Here is a 15254-nt window from a genome sequence, read left to right on the forward strand (position 1 = left end):
ATCGTGTTGTGGCGCCCCACCCTGCCTAGGGTGGGGCGCCACAACACGATTTGGGGGTCAGGCTTTTGTGGTGTCGGCTTCGGTGCGTTGGATGAGTGCCACGACCTCGGCGCGCACGACTTTACGCATGGCGTTGATGGGTAGCTCTTCAACAGAAACGAACCTGCGCGGGACTTTGTAGGCAGCTAGGTGCTGTTTGGCCCAAGCACGGAGTTCTTCGTTGCTGGGCAGTTCTCCCTCGGGAACGATCGCGGCGACGACGTCTTCGCCGCGTCGTGTGCCTGGGATCCCGACGACGGAGATGTCTCGGATACGAGGGTGGCGGCGCAGCGCGTCCTCGACTTCAAGTGGAGAAACGTTGAAGCCGCCAGTGATGATGATGTCTTTGAGGCGGCCGGTCAGGACGATGAATCCGTCGATGATGCGCGCGACGTCGCCGGTGCGGAACCAGTCGTCAACGAAAGCTTCAGCGGTTTCCAGTGGCTTGTTGAGGTAGCCGGAGAACACCTGTGGTCCGCGGACGATCAGTTCGCCTTCTTCGCCTTCGAGGACGTCATTCTGTGGGTTTTTGGGGTCAACGATCCGCACTTCAGTGTCGGGGAAGGGCAGACCAATGCTGCCTGCGCGGCGTCGAGAATCCAGGGGGTTGCCTACTACTACCGGTGAGGTTTCGGTGAGTCCGTATCCTTCGACGAGCATCCCGCCGGTGGCTTTTTCCCATTTGGCGACGAACTCTGGTGGCAGTGACATGGCGCCGCACAATGTGGTGCGCAGCGATTGCAGCCGTACGTGGCGTTCTTTGGCTTTTTTGAGGAAGGCGTCCAGCAGCGGCGGCACTCCAACGAGGAAGGTTGCTGGGCGGCGTTTCATGGCTCCGACCATCAAGCCTGGGTCAGGGCTGGGCAGGGTGACGACGGTGGCACCTGCGCACAAACCAGCGAAAGAGCCCAGTGTGAGACCGAATGCGTGGAACATGGGCAGTACCGACAGGAACGTTTCGGTCCCTAAAGTGAGTCCCGTCCACTCCAATCCTTGCTTGCAGTTAGCTAGCAGGTTGGCGTGCGTGAGCGGCACGCCTTTAGGGCGGCCTGTGGTTCCTGAGGTGTACATGATCACGGCGGTGGCATCTGAGGCGGGGTAGCCGTGTGTGGAGGGCAATGCTCCGTGTCGGAATAACGATTCCCAGGATGCGCACCCGCGCATGAGCCCACCAGCAGTTAACTGCGAGCGCATGGAGCGGGTTTTTGCCAGGGGGAGGCGTAGGGCGAGGCGTTTGGGGAGGGGGAGGGATCGGGTGATGTCGACGCCGAAGATGTGTTCAACGCCGGTGCGTTGGCGTAGCGGCATGACGGCGGGTAGGGAGTTGTCCCAGGCGACGACGACGCGGGCGCCGTGGTCGAGGAACATGGGTTCGAGTTCGTCGGTGGGGTAGAGGGGGTTGTGTTGCACGACGGCTAGGCCGATGCGTTGGGCTGCCAGGGTGGCGATGATGTTTTCGGGGCAGTTGGGCAGCAGGATGGCGATGCGTTCGCCGCTGCGGAGGCCGAGTTTGAGCAGGCCAGCGGCCACGCGGGATACGTGTTCGCTGAGTTTTTCGTAGGTGAGCGCGGTGCCCATGAAGTCGATGCAGACGCGTTCGGGAAGTTTGGCCGCGGTGGCTTCGATTTTGGCGGGAATGGAGGTGTCCCAATAGGTGAGGTGTCTGGCGACGGAGCCGGACTCAAGGGAGTCGGTGGCGAGTTGCTTTCCGATCATGTAGGCCTCCAGATTTGCACTCGGGTACCGACTGAAGCTGCGGCTACGTAACCGTAACCTGTGTGGTTACGTGGGGCGCGGCTTTGTGAGGAGTCGGGGCCTGAGGGTTTCAGTTTTCGGTGTCGGTTGGGGCGGTGACGAAGTCGATGAGTTCTTCTACTCGTCCAAGGAATTGCGGTTCGAGATCCTCGTAATTGCGTACCGTAGTCAGGATTGCTTGCCAGCCGCGGGCGATGTCGGCTTGGTCACTGTTGGGTAGGCCTAGTGCCGCCAGGATGCCGCGTTTCCAGTCGGTGCCGCGTTCGATGGTGGGCCATGCGCGCAGGCCGACACGAGCGGGTTTGACTGACTGCCACACGTCGACGAATGGGTGGCCGACGATGTGAACGTGGTTGGCCCAGGGCTGGAGGGTGCGGGCTTTTTCTACGAGTCGGTATTCCTTACTGCCGGGAACAAGGTGGTCTACGAGGATGCCGAGGCGTCGCTGTGCGGTGGGGGCGAACTCGGTGATGATGCCGTTGAGGTCGTCGATTCCGCCGACGTATTCAACGACTACTCCTTCGACGCGTAGGTCATCTCCCCACACTTTTTCGACTAGTTCAGCGTCGTGTCGTCCTTCGACGAAGATGCGCGAGCCTAGTGCGACGCGGGCGCGAGCTTGAGCGAGCGCGCGGCTGCCGCTGGCTGTGTATGCGCGGCTGCGTTTAGCGGTGTTGCGGGTGGGGGCGGTGAGAGTGACGGGGGAGCCGTCGATGAGGAAGCCGGGGCCCAGAGGGAAAGCTTTGATGCGACCGCGGCGATCTTCTAGATCTACGACCTGCATGCCGCCTGCTTTTTGTACCCGCGTGATCGCTCCGACCCAGCCGGAGGCTACTTCTTCGACGACCAAACCGATTTCTGCGGGTGTCTGTGTGGATCTTCCTCGCGGGGGAGTGTGTTTGTGCGCGAGGATGTCACCGGAATATCGTTCCCGGCTCGCAGCGGCAGGGGCGGAAGATTTATGGGGGGAACGGGATCGGGGGAATTCGCGCACGCGACCATCGTAGGGGCGCACCGAGTTGGCACTCGACCGATCAGAGTGCCAACATCAAAGGGAGTCATTGATTGGCGGCCCCGCCCACACGACGGTGACCCGTCGGACTGTTTCAGGAGGTGAGTGGATGAACACCGATCGCAGGTTGACGGTCTTGTCAGCCATCATCGAGGACTACGTGGCCACCTCCGAACCGGTCGGCAGCAAATCCCTTCTCGATCGACACGCCCTGGGCGTGTCGGCTGCGACCATCCGTAACGACATGGCAGTTCTGGAAGAGCAAGGCCTCATCGCCGCGCCCCACACCAGCGCAGGGCGTATCCCCGCCGATGCGGGATACCGCCTCTTCGTAGACCGTCTAGCCCAGACCCGTTCACTTTCCCCGGCGCAAAAAAACGCCATCGCCGGATTCCTGGAAGGCGCCGTGGACCTGGATGACGTAGTGGAACGCACGACACGCCTGCTCGCTTCCCTGACCCGCCAGGTCGCGGCCATGCAATACCCCTCGCTCACTCGCTCTCGCGTCCAACACATCGAACTCCTGCCCCTAGGAGTCGAGCGCGTCATGCTCGTGCTCATCCTCGACTCTGGCCGCGTCGAGCAGCGACGCATCGACCTGCCCGAGGACATCGACCACACCTGGAACGCAGAAAACCTCAGCCACTTACGTGACCGCATCAACGCTGCCTCAGTCGGCTGCCTCCTGCCGGAAGCAGCCGTGGCGCTGCGCGCACACTTTGAAGAAAACATCGGTCCCGAACACACCCTGGTCGAGGCGCTGCTACGTGTCCTTAACGAGGCACTCGTCGAAGAGAGCGAAGAACGTGTGCTCTTGGTCGGGACAGGAAACCTTGCCCGCTTCGGAACGGACTTCCCCTTAAGCGTGGGCCCCGTCCTCGAAGCGCTCGAAGAACACATGGTGCTACTGCGGCTCTTCGGATCCCTCGCCGAAGGCGCCCCCGCTGGCGCGGTGGGCGTCAGCATCGGCCAAGAAAATCCACACGAAGGACTCGCATCAACATCTGTGGTCGGCACGGGATACGGCGTCGGTACCGATACCCTCGGAGGACTGGCTGTCATCGGTCCTACCCGCATGGATTACCCGGGCACCATGGCTGCGGTCCGCGCGGTCGCCAACTATGTCTCACGAATGCTCGGGTCATGAGACCCGAACCCTCTTCCCACGCCACCGTGCACAGAGGACACACACATGGCGAGAACGCCACAAGCGCTCGCCCCAGCGACGTGAAAACCGATATGTCCCCCAGGACAAGAAGGGCTGATTGGTGAACGACTACTACGCCGACCTCGGGGTCGAGCGCGGAGCCTCCGACGAAGAAATTAAGAAGGCCTACCGGCGCAAAGCACGCAAGCTTCACCCAGACGTCAACCCTGGCCCCGACGCTGAAGAACAGTTCAAAAAAATCAGCCAGGCCTACGACGTCCTCGGCGACCCAAGCAAACGCAAGGCCTACGACGCTGGCGCCGACCCCTACGCCTCCGGCGGTGAAGGCTACGCAGGAAACTTCAGCTTCAGCGACATCATGGACGCCTTCTTCGGCGGCGCCACCGGCGCCAGCCGCGGGCCACGCTCCCGAGTGCAACGCGGCCAAGACGCTCTCGTCCGCCTCGACATTGACCTCGCCACCGCTGTGTTCGGCGGCGAGCAAGAAATCGTCGTCGACACAGCCGAAAAATGCGGCACCTGCCACGGCGAAGGAACCGCCAACGGCACCAAACCCGTCATCTGTGACGCATGTGGCGGAGCCGGCGAAGTACAGCAAGTACAGCGCTCCTTCCTCGGCCAAGTGATGACCAGCCGCCCCTGCACCAAATGCCAGGGATACGGAACACTCATCACCAATCCCTGCTTCGAATGCTCCGGTGAAGGACGCGTACGAACCCGCCGCACCCTCAACCTCAAAGTCCCCGCAGGCGTCGACACCGGCACCCGCATCCAGCTCTCCGGACAGGGCGAAGTCGGCATCGGTGGCGGCCCCGCAGCGGACCTATACATCGAGATCGCCGTGCGCGCGCATCCCACCTTCCGCCGCCGCAACGACGACCTGCACTGCCAACTCCACGTACCCATGACAGCCGCAGCCCTGGGAACCACCATTTCCCTGGAAACCCTGGACGGCAACCTCGACGTACGTATCGAACCAGGAACCCAAAGCGGAGACGTGCAAACTCTGCGCGGCTACGGCGTCACTCACTTGCGTGGCCAAGGGCGCGGCGACCTACTCATCCAAACAATTGTCGACACCCCCACCCGCCTGGACGCCGAACAAACCGACCTGCTCTGGCGCCTAGCAGCCCTGCGCGGAGAAGAACAGCCCCAAGGAAAAGTCGGAGCCATCCAAGAAAACCACGGCCTCTTCGGCAAACTCCGAGACGCGTTCCGCGGCAAATGACCCACCTGTTCTGCCCTCTGCATCCACCCGATGCAGAGGGCAGAACACTGCTTGAGAGGAAACCGACATGACCGCGGCGATGTACCGACTCCCCACCGGATCCCTCACCCACACCGCCCCCGGAGACACCCTCACCCTGACCGGAGACGAAAAACACCACGCCGTCACCGTCAAACGCACCACTGAAGGGGAAAACATTCTCCTAGCAGACGGATCAGGCCTAGTCGCCCACGCCGAAGTCACTACCATCACCGAGGCCGAACTATCCGCCCGCGTCACCACCATCACCAACGACAGCTACCCAGGCCCCCGCTTCATCCTCGTCCAAGCCCTCGCCAAAGGTGACCGAGACCTCCAAGCGATTGAAGCCGCCACCGAGCTGGGGGTCGACGAAATCATTCCGTGGCAATCACGCCGCGCCATCGTCCAGTGGAAAGGCCCACGGGCCGAAAAAGCGCTGCGCAAATGGCAATCCCAAGTAGAAGCCGCCGCTAAGCAAAGCCGCCGCCCCCACACCCCCACCGTGCAACCCCACGTAAGCAGCACCAGCAACCACCTCGGCGACATCGCCCGCCACGCCGACCTGGCCCTGGTCCTGCACGAAGACGCCACCACCCCCATCACCACCATCAGCCTGCCAAGCAGCGGCAACATCGCCCTATTCGTTGGACCCGAAGGTGGCATCAGCCCCGAAGAAATCGACATGCTCACCGATGCTGGAGCCACCCCAGTTCACATGGGACGCTATGTTCTACGCGCATCCAGCGCCGGACCAGCGGCCATCGCTGCACTCTCATGCCAACAACGCTGGAACACCCCACCAACCATGTGACCCACCCCAGGCGCACAACCAACGAGAAAGACCCCACCCGGTGCCACGCATCCCACTATCCCTGGTTGATTTCTGCACCATCGGCGCCGCAGAACGCCCAGCAGATGCCATCGCCCGATCAGTCACCATCGCCCACACCGCAGAAACACTCGGATACCACCGCATCTGGTACGCCGAGCATCACAACTTCCACAGCATCGCCTCCTCAACACCAGCAGTGTTGATCGCGCACATCGCCGCCCACACCAACCACATCCGCCTAGGGGCCGGGGGCATCATGCTGCCCAACCACACCCCCTACACAATCGCCGAACAATTCGGCACCCTGGCCGAAATACACCCCGGACGTATCGACCTAGGCCTAGGCCGCGCCCCCGGAACCGACCCCCTCACCCTGCAAGCACTGCGCCGCGACCCACGAGCAGCCGAAAACTTCCCCCACGACGTACAAGAACTCGCCGGATTCCTCAGCGACACCACTCCCATCCACGGCGTCAAAGCCATCCCTGGCCACGGGACACACGTACCCCTATACATCCTCGGCTCCTCCCTATTCGGTGCCGAACTAGCCGCCGCGCTAGGACTGCCCTTCGCGTTCGCCTCCCACTTCGCGCCCGCAGCACTCACCGATGCGCTCCACACGTACCGAACCCAGTTCCGCCCCAGCGTCACCCTGCCCCAGCCCTACGCGATCGTTGCAGTCAACGCCACCGCCGCAGACAGCCGCCCCCAAGCCCACACGATCGCCCACCACGCAATAGGCAGACAAGCCGCCGCCATGGCCTTCAAAACCCGCGACGTCACCCCTGAACAGATCAACGCCGCCATGAACAGCCCACTAGGGCAGCACGCACAAGCCATGATGTCCATTCACGCTATCGGCACCGGCGAAGACGTAGCCGAATACCTCACCGATCTTGCGACCCGTGTCGCTGCCGACGAACTTATGGTGGCGACACGGGCCAGCAACACCGAGACCTACCTGCGATCCCTGGAAATCCTCGCCTGCGCGTGGGGACTAGACCCCCCAGAAAACCTGCCAGGCTAGACCGTCACCGCAATCTTTCCGCACACATCACCAGCATCCAGACGTGCAAACGCATCCCGCACGTCCTCCAACGGCACTACCGCATCCACAACAGGACGCACCCCAGTGGCCTCCATCATCGAGAGCAACCCACGCAACTCAGCAGGAGTGCAGCCCGTAGAACCAATCACCGACAACTGGCGGTAAAAAATGTGCGTCATCAACGCAGGCGTAGGATCCCCGCTCGTGTTGCCACACGTCACGATCGTCCCGCCTGCCTCCACAGACATCACAGAGTGCTTCCACGTCGCAGCGCCCACTGTATCCACCACCACATCGACCCGCTCAGGCAAACGCGCACCACTTTCAAACACCCCATGAGCCCCCAGCGACGCCGCGAACTCACGCTTGTGCGTAGTGCGACCCGTGGCATACACCTTGCAGCCAGCTGCTACCGCTAAAGCAATCGCCGCCGAAGACACACCCCCAGAAGATCCCTGCACCAAAACCCGCTGCCCCGGGCGAAGACGCGCTCGCGTGAAAAGCATCCGATAAGCCGTTCCCCACGCCACCGCCAACACACCGGCCTGTTCAAAAGACAACCAGTCAGGCTTGTCGATGAGGTTTTCCGAAGGGACAACGACCTTCTGGGCAAGCCCACCGTCAACACGTTCAGACAAAATGTGGCGCCGCGGATCCATCGTCACATCACCCCCACCGGCATCAGCATCACCCATTACCGGAGCCAGAAGAACTTCCCGTCCCTGCGAGGTGACACCAGCAGCCTCACAGCCCAGAGTCATTGGCACCCGATCAGCAGGATGACCCACCCCACGTAACGTCCACAGGTCATGCGGATTGACCGAACTTGCACGCACATCGACGCTCACCCACCCAGGACGAGGCTCAGGGACAGGAACATCAACTATTTCCAAACCATCGAGAGGAGATTCAGGATTCTGGGACATCACTCGTGCTGCTCGCATATATCCCACTGTGCACCCCCAAAGCCGCTACGTCCTGTGCAAGAGGTAAGTAGTGGCGAACGCCTCGTTGACTTCAAATGCGTAGACTTGCAGGCACGATGAGCGATCAACCACCTATCGATGACTACCCAAGCGATGCAGGAGCAGACACGGCTCAGCCCAGCTCGGCACGCCTCGACACAGCCCTCGAAGCCATCCCCTCTGGCCACGAGCACAACCCAGACAGCCACAAACTTGCCATAGTGGTGCCCGAAAACCTTTCAATGGCAGCTCTGCTCGGTGCCCACGACACAGTTCTACGTGCTATCGAACGAGCCTTCCCCCACGTCGACATTTACGTCCGCGGCAACGAACTCACCGCCGAAGGCAGCAGCGACGAACTCGCCATCCTGGAAAAACTCATCAACGAACTCCTCCACATCCTCCACGCCGGAAGACACCTGGACAAAGACGCCGTCGAGCGCTCCGTGCGCATGCTGCGCGAAAACACCAAAGAACGCCCCGCCGACGTCCTGACCACCAACATCATCTCCAGCCGTGGAACCACCATCCGCCCCAAAACACTGGGCCAAAAACGCTACGTCGACGCCATCGACACCCACACCGTCAACTTCGGTATCGGCCCAGCAGGAACCGGCAAAACCTACCTCGCCATGGCCAAAGCAGTACAAGCACTGCAAGCCAAACAAGTCAACCGCATCATCCTCACCCGACCAGCGGTCGAAGCAGGCGAAAAACTCGGATTCCTCCCCGGCACCCTCACTGACAAAATCGACCCCTACCTGCGCCCGCTCTACGACGCACTCCACGACATGGTCGACCCCGACTCCATCCCACGGCTCATGGCCACCGGAACCATCGAAGTCGCACCATTAGCATTCATGCGCGGGCGCACCATCAACGACGCCTTCATCATTCTCGACGAGGCCCAAAACACCACCCCAGAACAGATGAAGATGTTCCTCACCCGCCTCGGCTTTGGCAGCAAAATCGTTGTCACCGGCGACATCACCCAAGTCGACCTACCCGGCGGAACCCAATCTGGCCTTCGCGTAGTCCACAATATCCTGGCCAACATCGAAGACATCCACTTCTCCTACCTCACCGCCGAAGATGTCGTCCGACACCGGCTCGTCGGAGAAATCGTCGAAGCTTACGGCCGCTGGGACGCCACCCACCAACAACCCCAGACACGCCGCCACAACCCCCACACCACCACCGAACACCCCGCGCAGGAGCAGCAGTGAGCATCGAAATCCTCAACGAGACCGACATCAAGGTCGACGAGGTAGAGCTCGTCGCCTGCGCCCGCTACGTCATGGAAGAAATGCGCGTGCACCCCCGCGCTGAACTCTCCATCCGACTTGTCGATGAAGACGCCATGAGTACCCTCCACGTGCGCTGGATGGACCTCGAAGGCCCCACCGACGTCATGAGCTTCCCCATGGACGAACTCACCCCCGCCCCCGAAGGCGAAACCCCCATCGAAGGAGTCCTCGGCGACATCGTTATCTGCCCCTCCATCGCCGAACGCCAAGCCAACGAAGCAGGACACAGCACCATCGAAGAAATCCTGCTGCTACTCACCCACGGCATCCTCCACCTCCTGGGATACGACCACGCAGAACCAGAAGAAGAAAAAGAAATGTTCGAGCTGCAGCGCACCCTCCTACTGACCTTCCTAGCCACACGCCGCCCCGAGACCAACTGATGTGGATGCTTGTCGGGGGCGTCATTCTCGCTCTCGTCTTCTCATATCTGCTCAAAGCGGCCGAAATGGCCTTCCGACGTATGTCCCCCTCACACGTCAAGGCCCTCCTGGACGACGAACGACATGGCGCCGAACAACTACGACTCATCACCGAAGACTCCGCCGCCTACTTGTCAGTCACCTCGTTCTGCCGCACCACGCTAGAAATGACCGCAGCAGTCCTAGCCACCATGGGATTCGCGACCATATACGGCGCTGCATGGCAAACCTACGCGTACTCCATCCTCGTTATGGTGGTGGCATCCTTCGTCATCGTCGGCGTCTCACCAGCCACCATCGGGATACAACACGCAGAAACCATCTCCCTATGGTCCGCCCCATGGGTAGTGCGGCTACGGCGCCTGCTAGCACCGGTATCACGCCTACTCATCGCCTTCGGTAACGCCGTCACCCCCGGCAAGGGATACGTCGACGGACCTTTCGAATCCGAAGCCGAACTGCGTGACCTCGTCGACCTCGCCGGTGAATCATCCATCATCGCCGAAGGCGAACGCTCCATGCTTCACTCAGTCATCGACCTCGGCGACACCGTAGTCCGCGAAGTCATGGTGCCCCGCACCGACATGATCACCATCGCCCGTACCAAAAACCTCTCCCAAGCCATGAGCCTGTTTCTGCGCAGCGGCTTCTCCCGCGTACCCGTCATCGGAGAAAACAGCGACGATCCCCTAGGCCTGCTCTACTTCAAAGACGTAGCCGGACGCATCCACATGGACCACGAAGCCAACTGGCTACCCGTCACCGACCTGATGCGCCCAGTTCCCTTCGTCCCCGAAAGCAAATCCGCAGACCTCCTCCTGCAAGAAATGCAACGCGACCAAACCCACATGGCGCTAGTCGTCGACGAATACGGCGGCACAGCTGGCCTTGTCACCATTGAAGACATCATCGAAGAAATCGTCGGCGAAATCTCCGACGAACACGACCCCGAAGAACGTCGCGTCGAAGACCTCGGCGAAGGACGCAAACGCATCCCCGCCGAACTACCCATCGACGACCTTGAAACCCTCTACGACATCACCCTGGACCCAGAAGAAATCGACGACGTCGACACCGTCGGCGGCCTACTAGGCAAAGCTCTAGGCCGTGTCCCCATCCTCGGCTCCAGCGCAACCATCGGCGGCCTCGAACTCACCGCCGACCGAATGAGCGGAAGAAAACACCGCATCGACACCCTCATCGTCGCCCCCGCACCACCCACCGACACCACCAACGAAACACCCACAGATAACGCCCCCGCACCCGCAGGAAGCGTTGACCAGAACAAGGAGCACCACTGATGACCGCACGCGAACCCGACACCACGAACTACCGAGCCGGATTCGCCTGCCTCGTAGGCCGACCCAACGCAGGTAAATCCACACTCACCAATGCCATCGTCGGCGACAAAGTCGCCATCACCTCCAACAAACCCCAAACCACCCGCCACACCATCCGCGGCGTCCACACCACCACCAGCGCCCAGCTCATCCTCGTCGACACCCCCGGACTGCACAAACCCCGCACCCTCCTGGGTGAGCGCCTCAACGACCTCGTCCGCGAAACCCTCCTGGACGTAGACGTTGTCGGTTTCTGCCTACCCGCCGACCAACGCGTAGGCCCCGGAGACCAATTCATCGCACGCGAACTAGCCGACCTGCGCCGCGTCAAGAAAAAACCCGTCGTCGCCATCGCCACCAAAGCCGACCTCGTCGACCGCGAACGCCTAGCCCAACACCTCATCGACATCGACCAACTAGGCGACTGGAGCGACATCGTTCCCTGCTCAGCCACCACCGGCAAACAGGTCGACGACGTCATCGACGTCATCTCCACACACCTACCAGCCTCACCTCAGCTGTACCCCACCGGCATGCTCTCCGATGAATCCGACGACGTCATGGTCGCCGAACTCATCCGCGAAGCCGCACTAGAAGGAGTCCGCGACGAACTCCCACACAGCCTCGCCGTCGTCGTTGAAGAAATGGTGCCCCGCGAAAACCGCCCCGCCCACGCACCCCTGATGGACGTACGCGTCAACGTATACGTCGAACGCGACAGCCAAAAAGCCATCATCATCGGCCGCGGCGGCGCCCGACTACGCGAAGTAGGCACCCGCGCCCGCACCCAAATCGAACAACGCCTCGGCCAAAAGATCTACCTCGACCTGCACGTCAAAGTCGCCAAAGACTGGCAACGCGACCCACGCCAACTCCGCAAACTCGGCTTCTAACCCACACCGGGGACGGCACACAGCCGTCCCCGGAACCACACTCCCTACGTAAAAAAAACAACCGTGGCCATAGAAAACACCCAAAAACCCAGCGGCATGCCCACCAGCAAATACACGCCTTTCCACGAACACATCACCGTGGACCTGCCCGAGCGCACCTGGCCATCTGCGCGCATCACCAAAGCCCCCCGATGGGCCTCAGTCGACCTACGCGACGGCAACCAAGCACTCATCGAACCCATGGACGCCGAACGCAAACTCCGGTTCTTCCAACTCCTGGTCGACATCGGCTACAAAGAAATCGAAATCGGCTTCCCCTCCGCCAGCCAAACCGAATTCGACTTCTGTCGCCGCCTCATCGAAGAAAACCACATCCCCGACGACGTCACCATCCAAGTGCTCACCCAAGCACGCGACCACCTCGTCCACCGCACCTACGACGCCATCAACGGCGCCAAAAAAGCCATCATCCACTTCTACAACCCCACCTCCATCCTCCAACGCCGCGTCGTATTCAACACAGACGTCGAAGGCATAACCGCCATAGCAGTCAACACCGCCAAGCTATGCCGCCAACTCGAAACCCTCATACCCAACACCACCATCACCTACGAATACAGCCCCGAATCCTTCACCGGAACCGAACTCGACGTAGCACTCCACGTCTGCAACGCCGTCATCGCCGAATTCGACCCCACCCCACAGCGGCCCATGATCATTAACCTGCCCGCCACGGTCGAAACAGCCACCCCCAACGTCTACGCCGACGCCGTCGAATACATGCACCGCAACCTGGACCGCAGAGAATCCATCATCCTCTCCCTGCACCCCCACAACGACCGCGGAACCAGCGTCGCCGCAGCCGAACTCGGGTACATGGCCGGCGCAGACCGCATCGAAGGATGCCTCTTCGGCAACGGCGAACGCACCGGAAACGTCGACCTCGTCACCCTCGGCCTCAACCTCTTCAGCCAAGGCATCGACCCCCAGATCGACTTCTCCGACATCGACCGCATCCGCTCCACCGTCGAATACTGCAACCAACTACCCGTCCACCAACGCCACCCCTACGGCGGCGAACTCGTCTTCACCGCCTTCTCCGGATCACACCAAGACGCCATCAAAAAAGGCTTCGAAAACATGGCCGCACACGCAGCCAACACCGGCAAAAACACCGACGAATTGCCCTGGAGCGTCCCCTACCTACCCATTGATCCCCACGACATCGGCCGCTCCTACGAAGCCATCGTCCGTGTCAACAGCCAATCAGGAAAAGGTGGCGTCGCCTACCTCCTCGCCACCCAATACGCCCTCGAACTACCACGACGCCTCCAAATCGAAATCCAACGCGTCGTACAACACCACACCGACACACACGGCGGCGAAATGACCGCCCCCCACATCTGGAAAATCTTCAGCAACGAATACCTCCCCGGAACCAGCACCGGACAAGACACCTGGGGACGCTTCATACCCCGATCCGTTCACCTGGACTCCGACCGACTCGGCGCCAACATCGTCACCGCCACCCTCACCGACAATGGCCGAACCATCCACCTCGAAGGCCACGGAAACGGCCCCATCAACGCCTTCACCGCAGCCCTAGCCAACTACGGCATCGACGTCCGCGTCCTGGACTACGCCGAACACGCCATGTCAGCAGGCGGAGACGCCCGCGCCGCCGCCTACGTCGAATGCGCCGTCGCCGGCCGCGTCCTGTGGGGCGTAGGCATCCACAACTCCATCGTCACCGCCTCCATCCAAGCGATCCTCTCCGCCGTCAACCGTGCAGAACGCGACGGAGACCTCACCACCTAAACCCCAACCACCACACCCACGGTCTGGCACAGTGAACAGCATGGACGTACTCGGCATGCCGCTGCAGACCTGGGTCAACAAAACCCCCGTCATCGCAGACCTGATCAACCTGCGAGAAACGGCATGGTTCAACCCCGCACGCGCCCACACCCACACCGCCCTAGCCGACGTAGGGCTCACCCCCGCAGACATCGACGACGCCGCCACCCGACTCCAACGATTCGCCCCCTACCTCGCCGCCGCCTTCCCCGCCCTCGAAGCCACCAACGGCATCATCGAATCGCCCATCACACCAGCCCCACAACTCCAAAAGACCCTCAACCACACATACCAAACCCCACTACCCGGACAGCTCTGGCTCAAACGCGACGACTGCCTGCCCGTCAGCGGATCCATCAAAGCCCGCGGCGGCATCCACGAAGTACTCCAACACGCCGAACACCTCGCCCACACCGCCGGCCTACTCGACTACTCCTGCGACTACCGCATTCTGGCAACCCCACCAGCCCGCGACCTATTCAGCCAACACACCATCGCCGTGGGATCCACCGGCAACCTCGGCCTATCCATCGGAATCATGGCCGCCACACTCGGTTTCAACACCATCGTCCACATGTCCGCCGACGCTCGGCAATGGAAAAAAGACCTCCTTGCCGCACAAGGAGTAGACGTCCGCGAATACGAAGCCGACTACTCCGTAGCCGTCGCCGCCGGACGCGCTGAAGCAGCAAACGACCCATTCGCCCACTTCATCGACGACGAAAACTCCACCAAACTATTTTGCGGCTACGCCGTAGCCGGACGACGCGTAGCCGCCCAACTACGCGCCGCCAACGTACGCGTCGACACCGAACATCCACTATTCGTTTACCTGCCCTGCGGAGTCGGAGGAGGCCCAGGAGGCGTCGCCTTCGGCCTACTCACCGAATTCGGCGACGCAGTGCACCCCATCTTCGCCGAACCTACCCACTCACCATGCATGCTCCTAGGCGTCGCCACTGGCCAACATGACGCCATCTGCGTCGGTGATTTCGGCATCGACAACCGCACCGCCGCCGACGGACTAGCCGTAGGCCGCCCCTCCGGATTCGTCGGACGCGCCATGCAGCGCCTCCTCGACGGCTTCTACACCGTTGAAGACAACCACCTCTTCACACTCCTAACCCTCCTGCACGAAACCGAAAACATCGCCGCCGAACCCTCCGCCGCCGCAAGCCTGCCCGGCCCCTGGCACGTCGCCACAGCCACCGAATACCGCGAACGTCTAGGAATCACCGACACCCACATGAACAACGCAACTCACCTCGCCTGGCTCACCGGCGGATCCATGGTTCCCCCAGAGATCATGAACACCTACCTCTCCCACAGCCGCTCACCCCAGTAACCCCAGCGCACACCACCAACAC

13 protein-coding genes are annotated in these 15254 nt (G+C 61.6%); 10 read left to right on the plus strand and 3 right to left on the minus strand.

Going from position 1 to position 15254, the window contains the following annotated elements; all coding sequences use genetic code 11:
- Positions 1–57: 57 nt before the first annotated feature.
- Both CKV89_RS07350 and CKV89_RS07355 read right to left on the minus strand, forming a co-directional pair.
- Complete coding sequence (locus tag CKV89_RS07350; protein WP_034401474.1) at positions 58–1755, minus strand: AMP-binding protein; 1698 nt, start codon at positions 1753–1755, stop codon at positions 58–60.
- Between the two features lie 109 nt (positions 1756–1864).
- Positions 1865–2707 (minus strand): DUF3097 family protein, encoded by an 843-nt coding sequence (locus CKV89_RS07355; protein ID WP_028327716.1) that lies wholly within the window; start codon positions 2705–2707, stop codon positions 1865–1867.
- 208 nt (positions 2708–2915) lie between these two features.
- Between CKV89_RS07355 and hrcA the strand changes: the two genes are divergently transcribed.
- From hrcA to CKV89_RS07375, 4 genes are all read left to right on the plus strand, one after another.
- Positions 2916–3953: a heat-inducible transcriptional repressor HrcA gene (hrcA, locus tag CKV89_RS07360; RefSeq protein WP_028327717.1), complete on the plus strand. Its 1038-nt coding sequence runs from the start codon at positions 2916–2918 to the stop codon at positions 3951–3953.
- 121 nt (positions 3954–4074) lie between these two features.
- On the plus strand, positions 4075–5202 hold the full coding sequence (dnaJ, locus tag CKV89_RS07365) for a molecular chaperone DnaJ (RefSeq protein WP_028327718.1): 1128 nt from the start codon (positions 4075–4077) through the stop codon (positions 5200–5202).
- Between the two features lie 67 nt (positions 5203–5269).
- Complete coding sequence (locus tag CKV89_RS07370; RefSeq protein ID WP_028327719.1) at positions 5270–6034, plus strand: 16S rRNA (uracil(1498)-N(3))-methyltransferase; 765 nt, start codon at positions 5270–5272, stop codon at positions 6032–6034.
- A gap of 40 nt (positions 6035–6074) precedes the next feature.
- Positions 6075–7082: an LLM class flavin-dependent oxidoreductase gene (locus CKV89_RS07375; protein ID WP_028327720.1), complete on the plus strand. Its 1008-nt coding sequence runs from the start codon at positions 6075–6077 to the stop codon at positions 7080–7082.
- Here the strand turns inward: CKV89_RS07375 and CKV89_RS07380 are convergent.
- Complete coding sequence (locus CKV89_RS07380) at positions 7079–8047, minus strand: zinc-binding dehydrogenase (protein WP_028327721.1); 969 nt, start codon at positions 8045–8047, stop codon at positions 7079–7081. The genes CKV89_RS07375 and CKV89_RS07380 overlap by 4 nt on opposite strands.
- A gap of 263 nt (positions 8048–8310) precedes the next feature.
- Between CKV89_RS07380 and CKV89_RS07385 the strand changes: the two genes are divergently transcribed.
- From CKV89_RS07385 to CKV89_RS07410, 6 genes are all read left to right on the plus strand, one after another.
- Positions 8311–9294: a PhoH family protein gene (locus tag CKV89_RS07385; RefSeq protein WP_231935491.1), complete on the plus strand. Its 984-nt coding sequence runs from the start codon at positions 8311–8313 to the stop codon at positions 9292–9294.
- Positions 9291–9758 carry an rRNA maturation RNase YbeY gene (gene ybeY, locus CKV89_RS07390; RefSeq protein ID WP_028327722.1) on the plus strand — a complete coding sequence of 156 codons (468 nt, stop codon included), beginning with the start codon at positions 9291–9293 and terminating at the stop codon, positions 9756–9758. The genes CKV89_RS07385 and ybeY overlap by 4 nt, the downstream gene beginning before the upstream one ends.
- 5 nt (positions 9759–9763) lie before the next feature.
- Positions 9764–11098, plus strand: a complete 1335-nt coding sequence (locus CKV89_RS07395; RefSeq protein ID WP_231935353.1) for a hemolysin family protein — start codon at positions 9764–9766, stop codon at positions 11096–11098.
- Positions 11098–12030: a GTPase Era gene (era, locus tag CKV89_RS07400; protein WP_028327723.1), complete on the plus strand. Its 933-nt coding sequence runs from the start codon at positions 11098–11100 to the stop codon at positions 12028–12030. Before CKV89_RS07395 ends, era begins: the two co-directional genes overlap by 1 nt.
- Positions 12031–12099: 69 nt before the next feature.
- A complete protein-coding gene (gene leuA, locus CKV89_RS07405) occupies positions 12100–13848 on the plus strand; it encodes a 2-isopropylmalate synthase (protein WP_028327724.1) in 1749 nt (582 codons plus the stop codon).
- 40 nt (positions 13849–13888) lie between these two features.
- A complete protein-coding gene (locus tag CKV89_RS07410; RefSeq protein ID WP_051277693.1) occupies positions 13889–15232 on the plus strand; it encodes a D-serine ammonia-lyase in 1344 nt (447 codons plus the stop codon).
- Positions 15233–15254: the final 22 nt, after the last annotated feature.

It is taken from the genome of Dermatophilus congolensis (assembly GCF_900187045.1).
GTDB lineage: Bacteria > Actinomycetota > Actinomycetes > Actinomycetales > Dermatophilaceae > Dermatophilus > Dermatophilus congolensis.

Excerpts from the sequence above, each read along its gene's own strand:
- hrcA (WP_028327717.1), top strand. The coding sequence starts at position 2,916 with ATGAACACCGATCGCAGGTTGACGGTCTTGTCAGCCATCATCGAGGAC.
- era (WP_028327723.1), top strand. The coding sequence starts at position 11,098 with ATGACCGCACGCGAACCCGACACCACGAACTACCGAGCCGGATTCGCC.
- CKV89_RS07370 (WP_028327719.1), top strand. The coding sequence starts at position 5,270 with ATGACCGCGGCGATGTACCGACTCCCCACCGGATCCCTCACCCACACC.
- CKV89_RS07385 (WP_231935491.1), top strand. The coding sequence starts at position 8,311 with ATGGCAGCTCTGCTCGGTGCCCACGACACAGTTCTACGTGCTATCGAA.
- CKV89_RS07395 (WP_231935353.1), top strand. The coding sequence starts at position 9,764 with ATGCTTGTCGGGGGCGTCATTCTCGCTCTCGTCTTCTCATATCTGCTC.
- CKV89_RS07350 (WP_034401474.1), bottom strand. The coding sequence starts at position 1,755 with ATGATCGGAAAGCAACTCGCCACCGACTCCCTTGAGTCCGGCTCCGTC.
- CKV89_RS07410 (WP_051277693.1), top strand. The coding sequence starts at position 13,889 with ATGGACGTACTCGGCATGCCGCTGCAGACCTGGGTCAACAAAACCCCC.
- CKV89_RS07380 (WP_028327721.1), bottom strand. The coding sequence starts at position 8,047 with ATGCGAGCAGCACGAGTGATGTCCCAGAATCCTGAATCTCCTCTCGAT.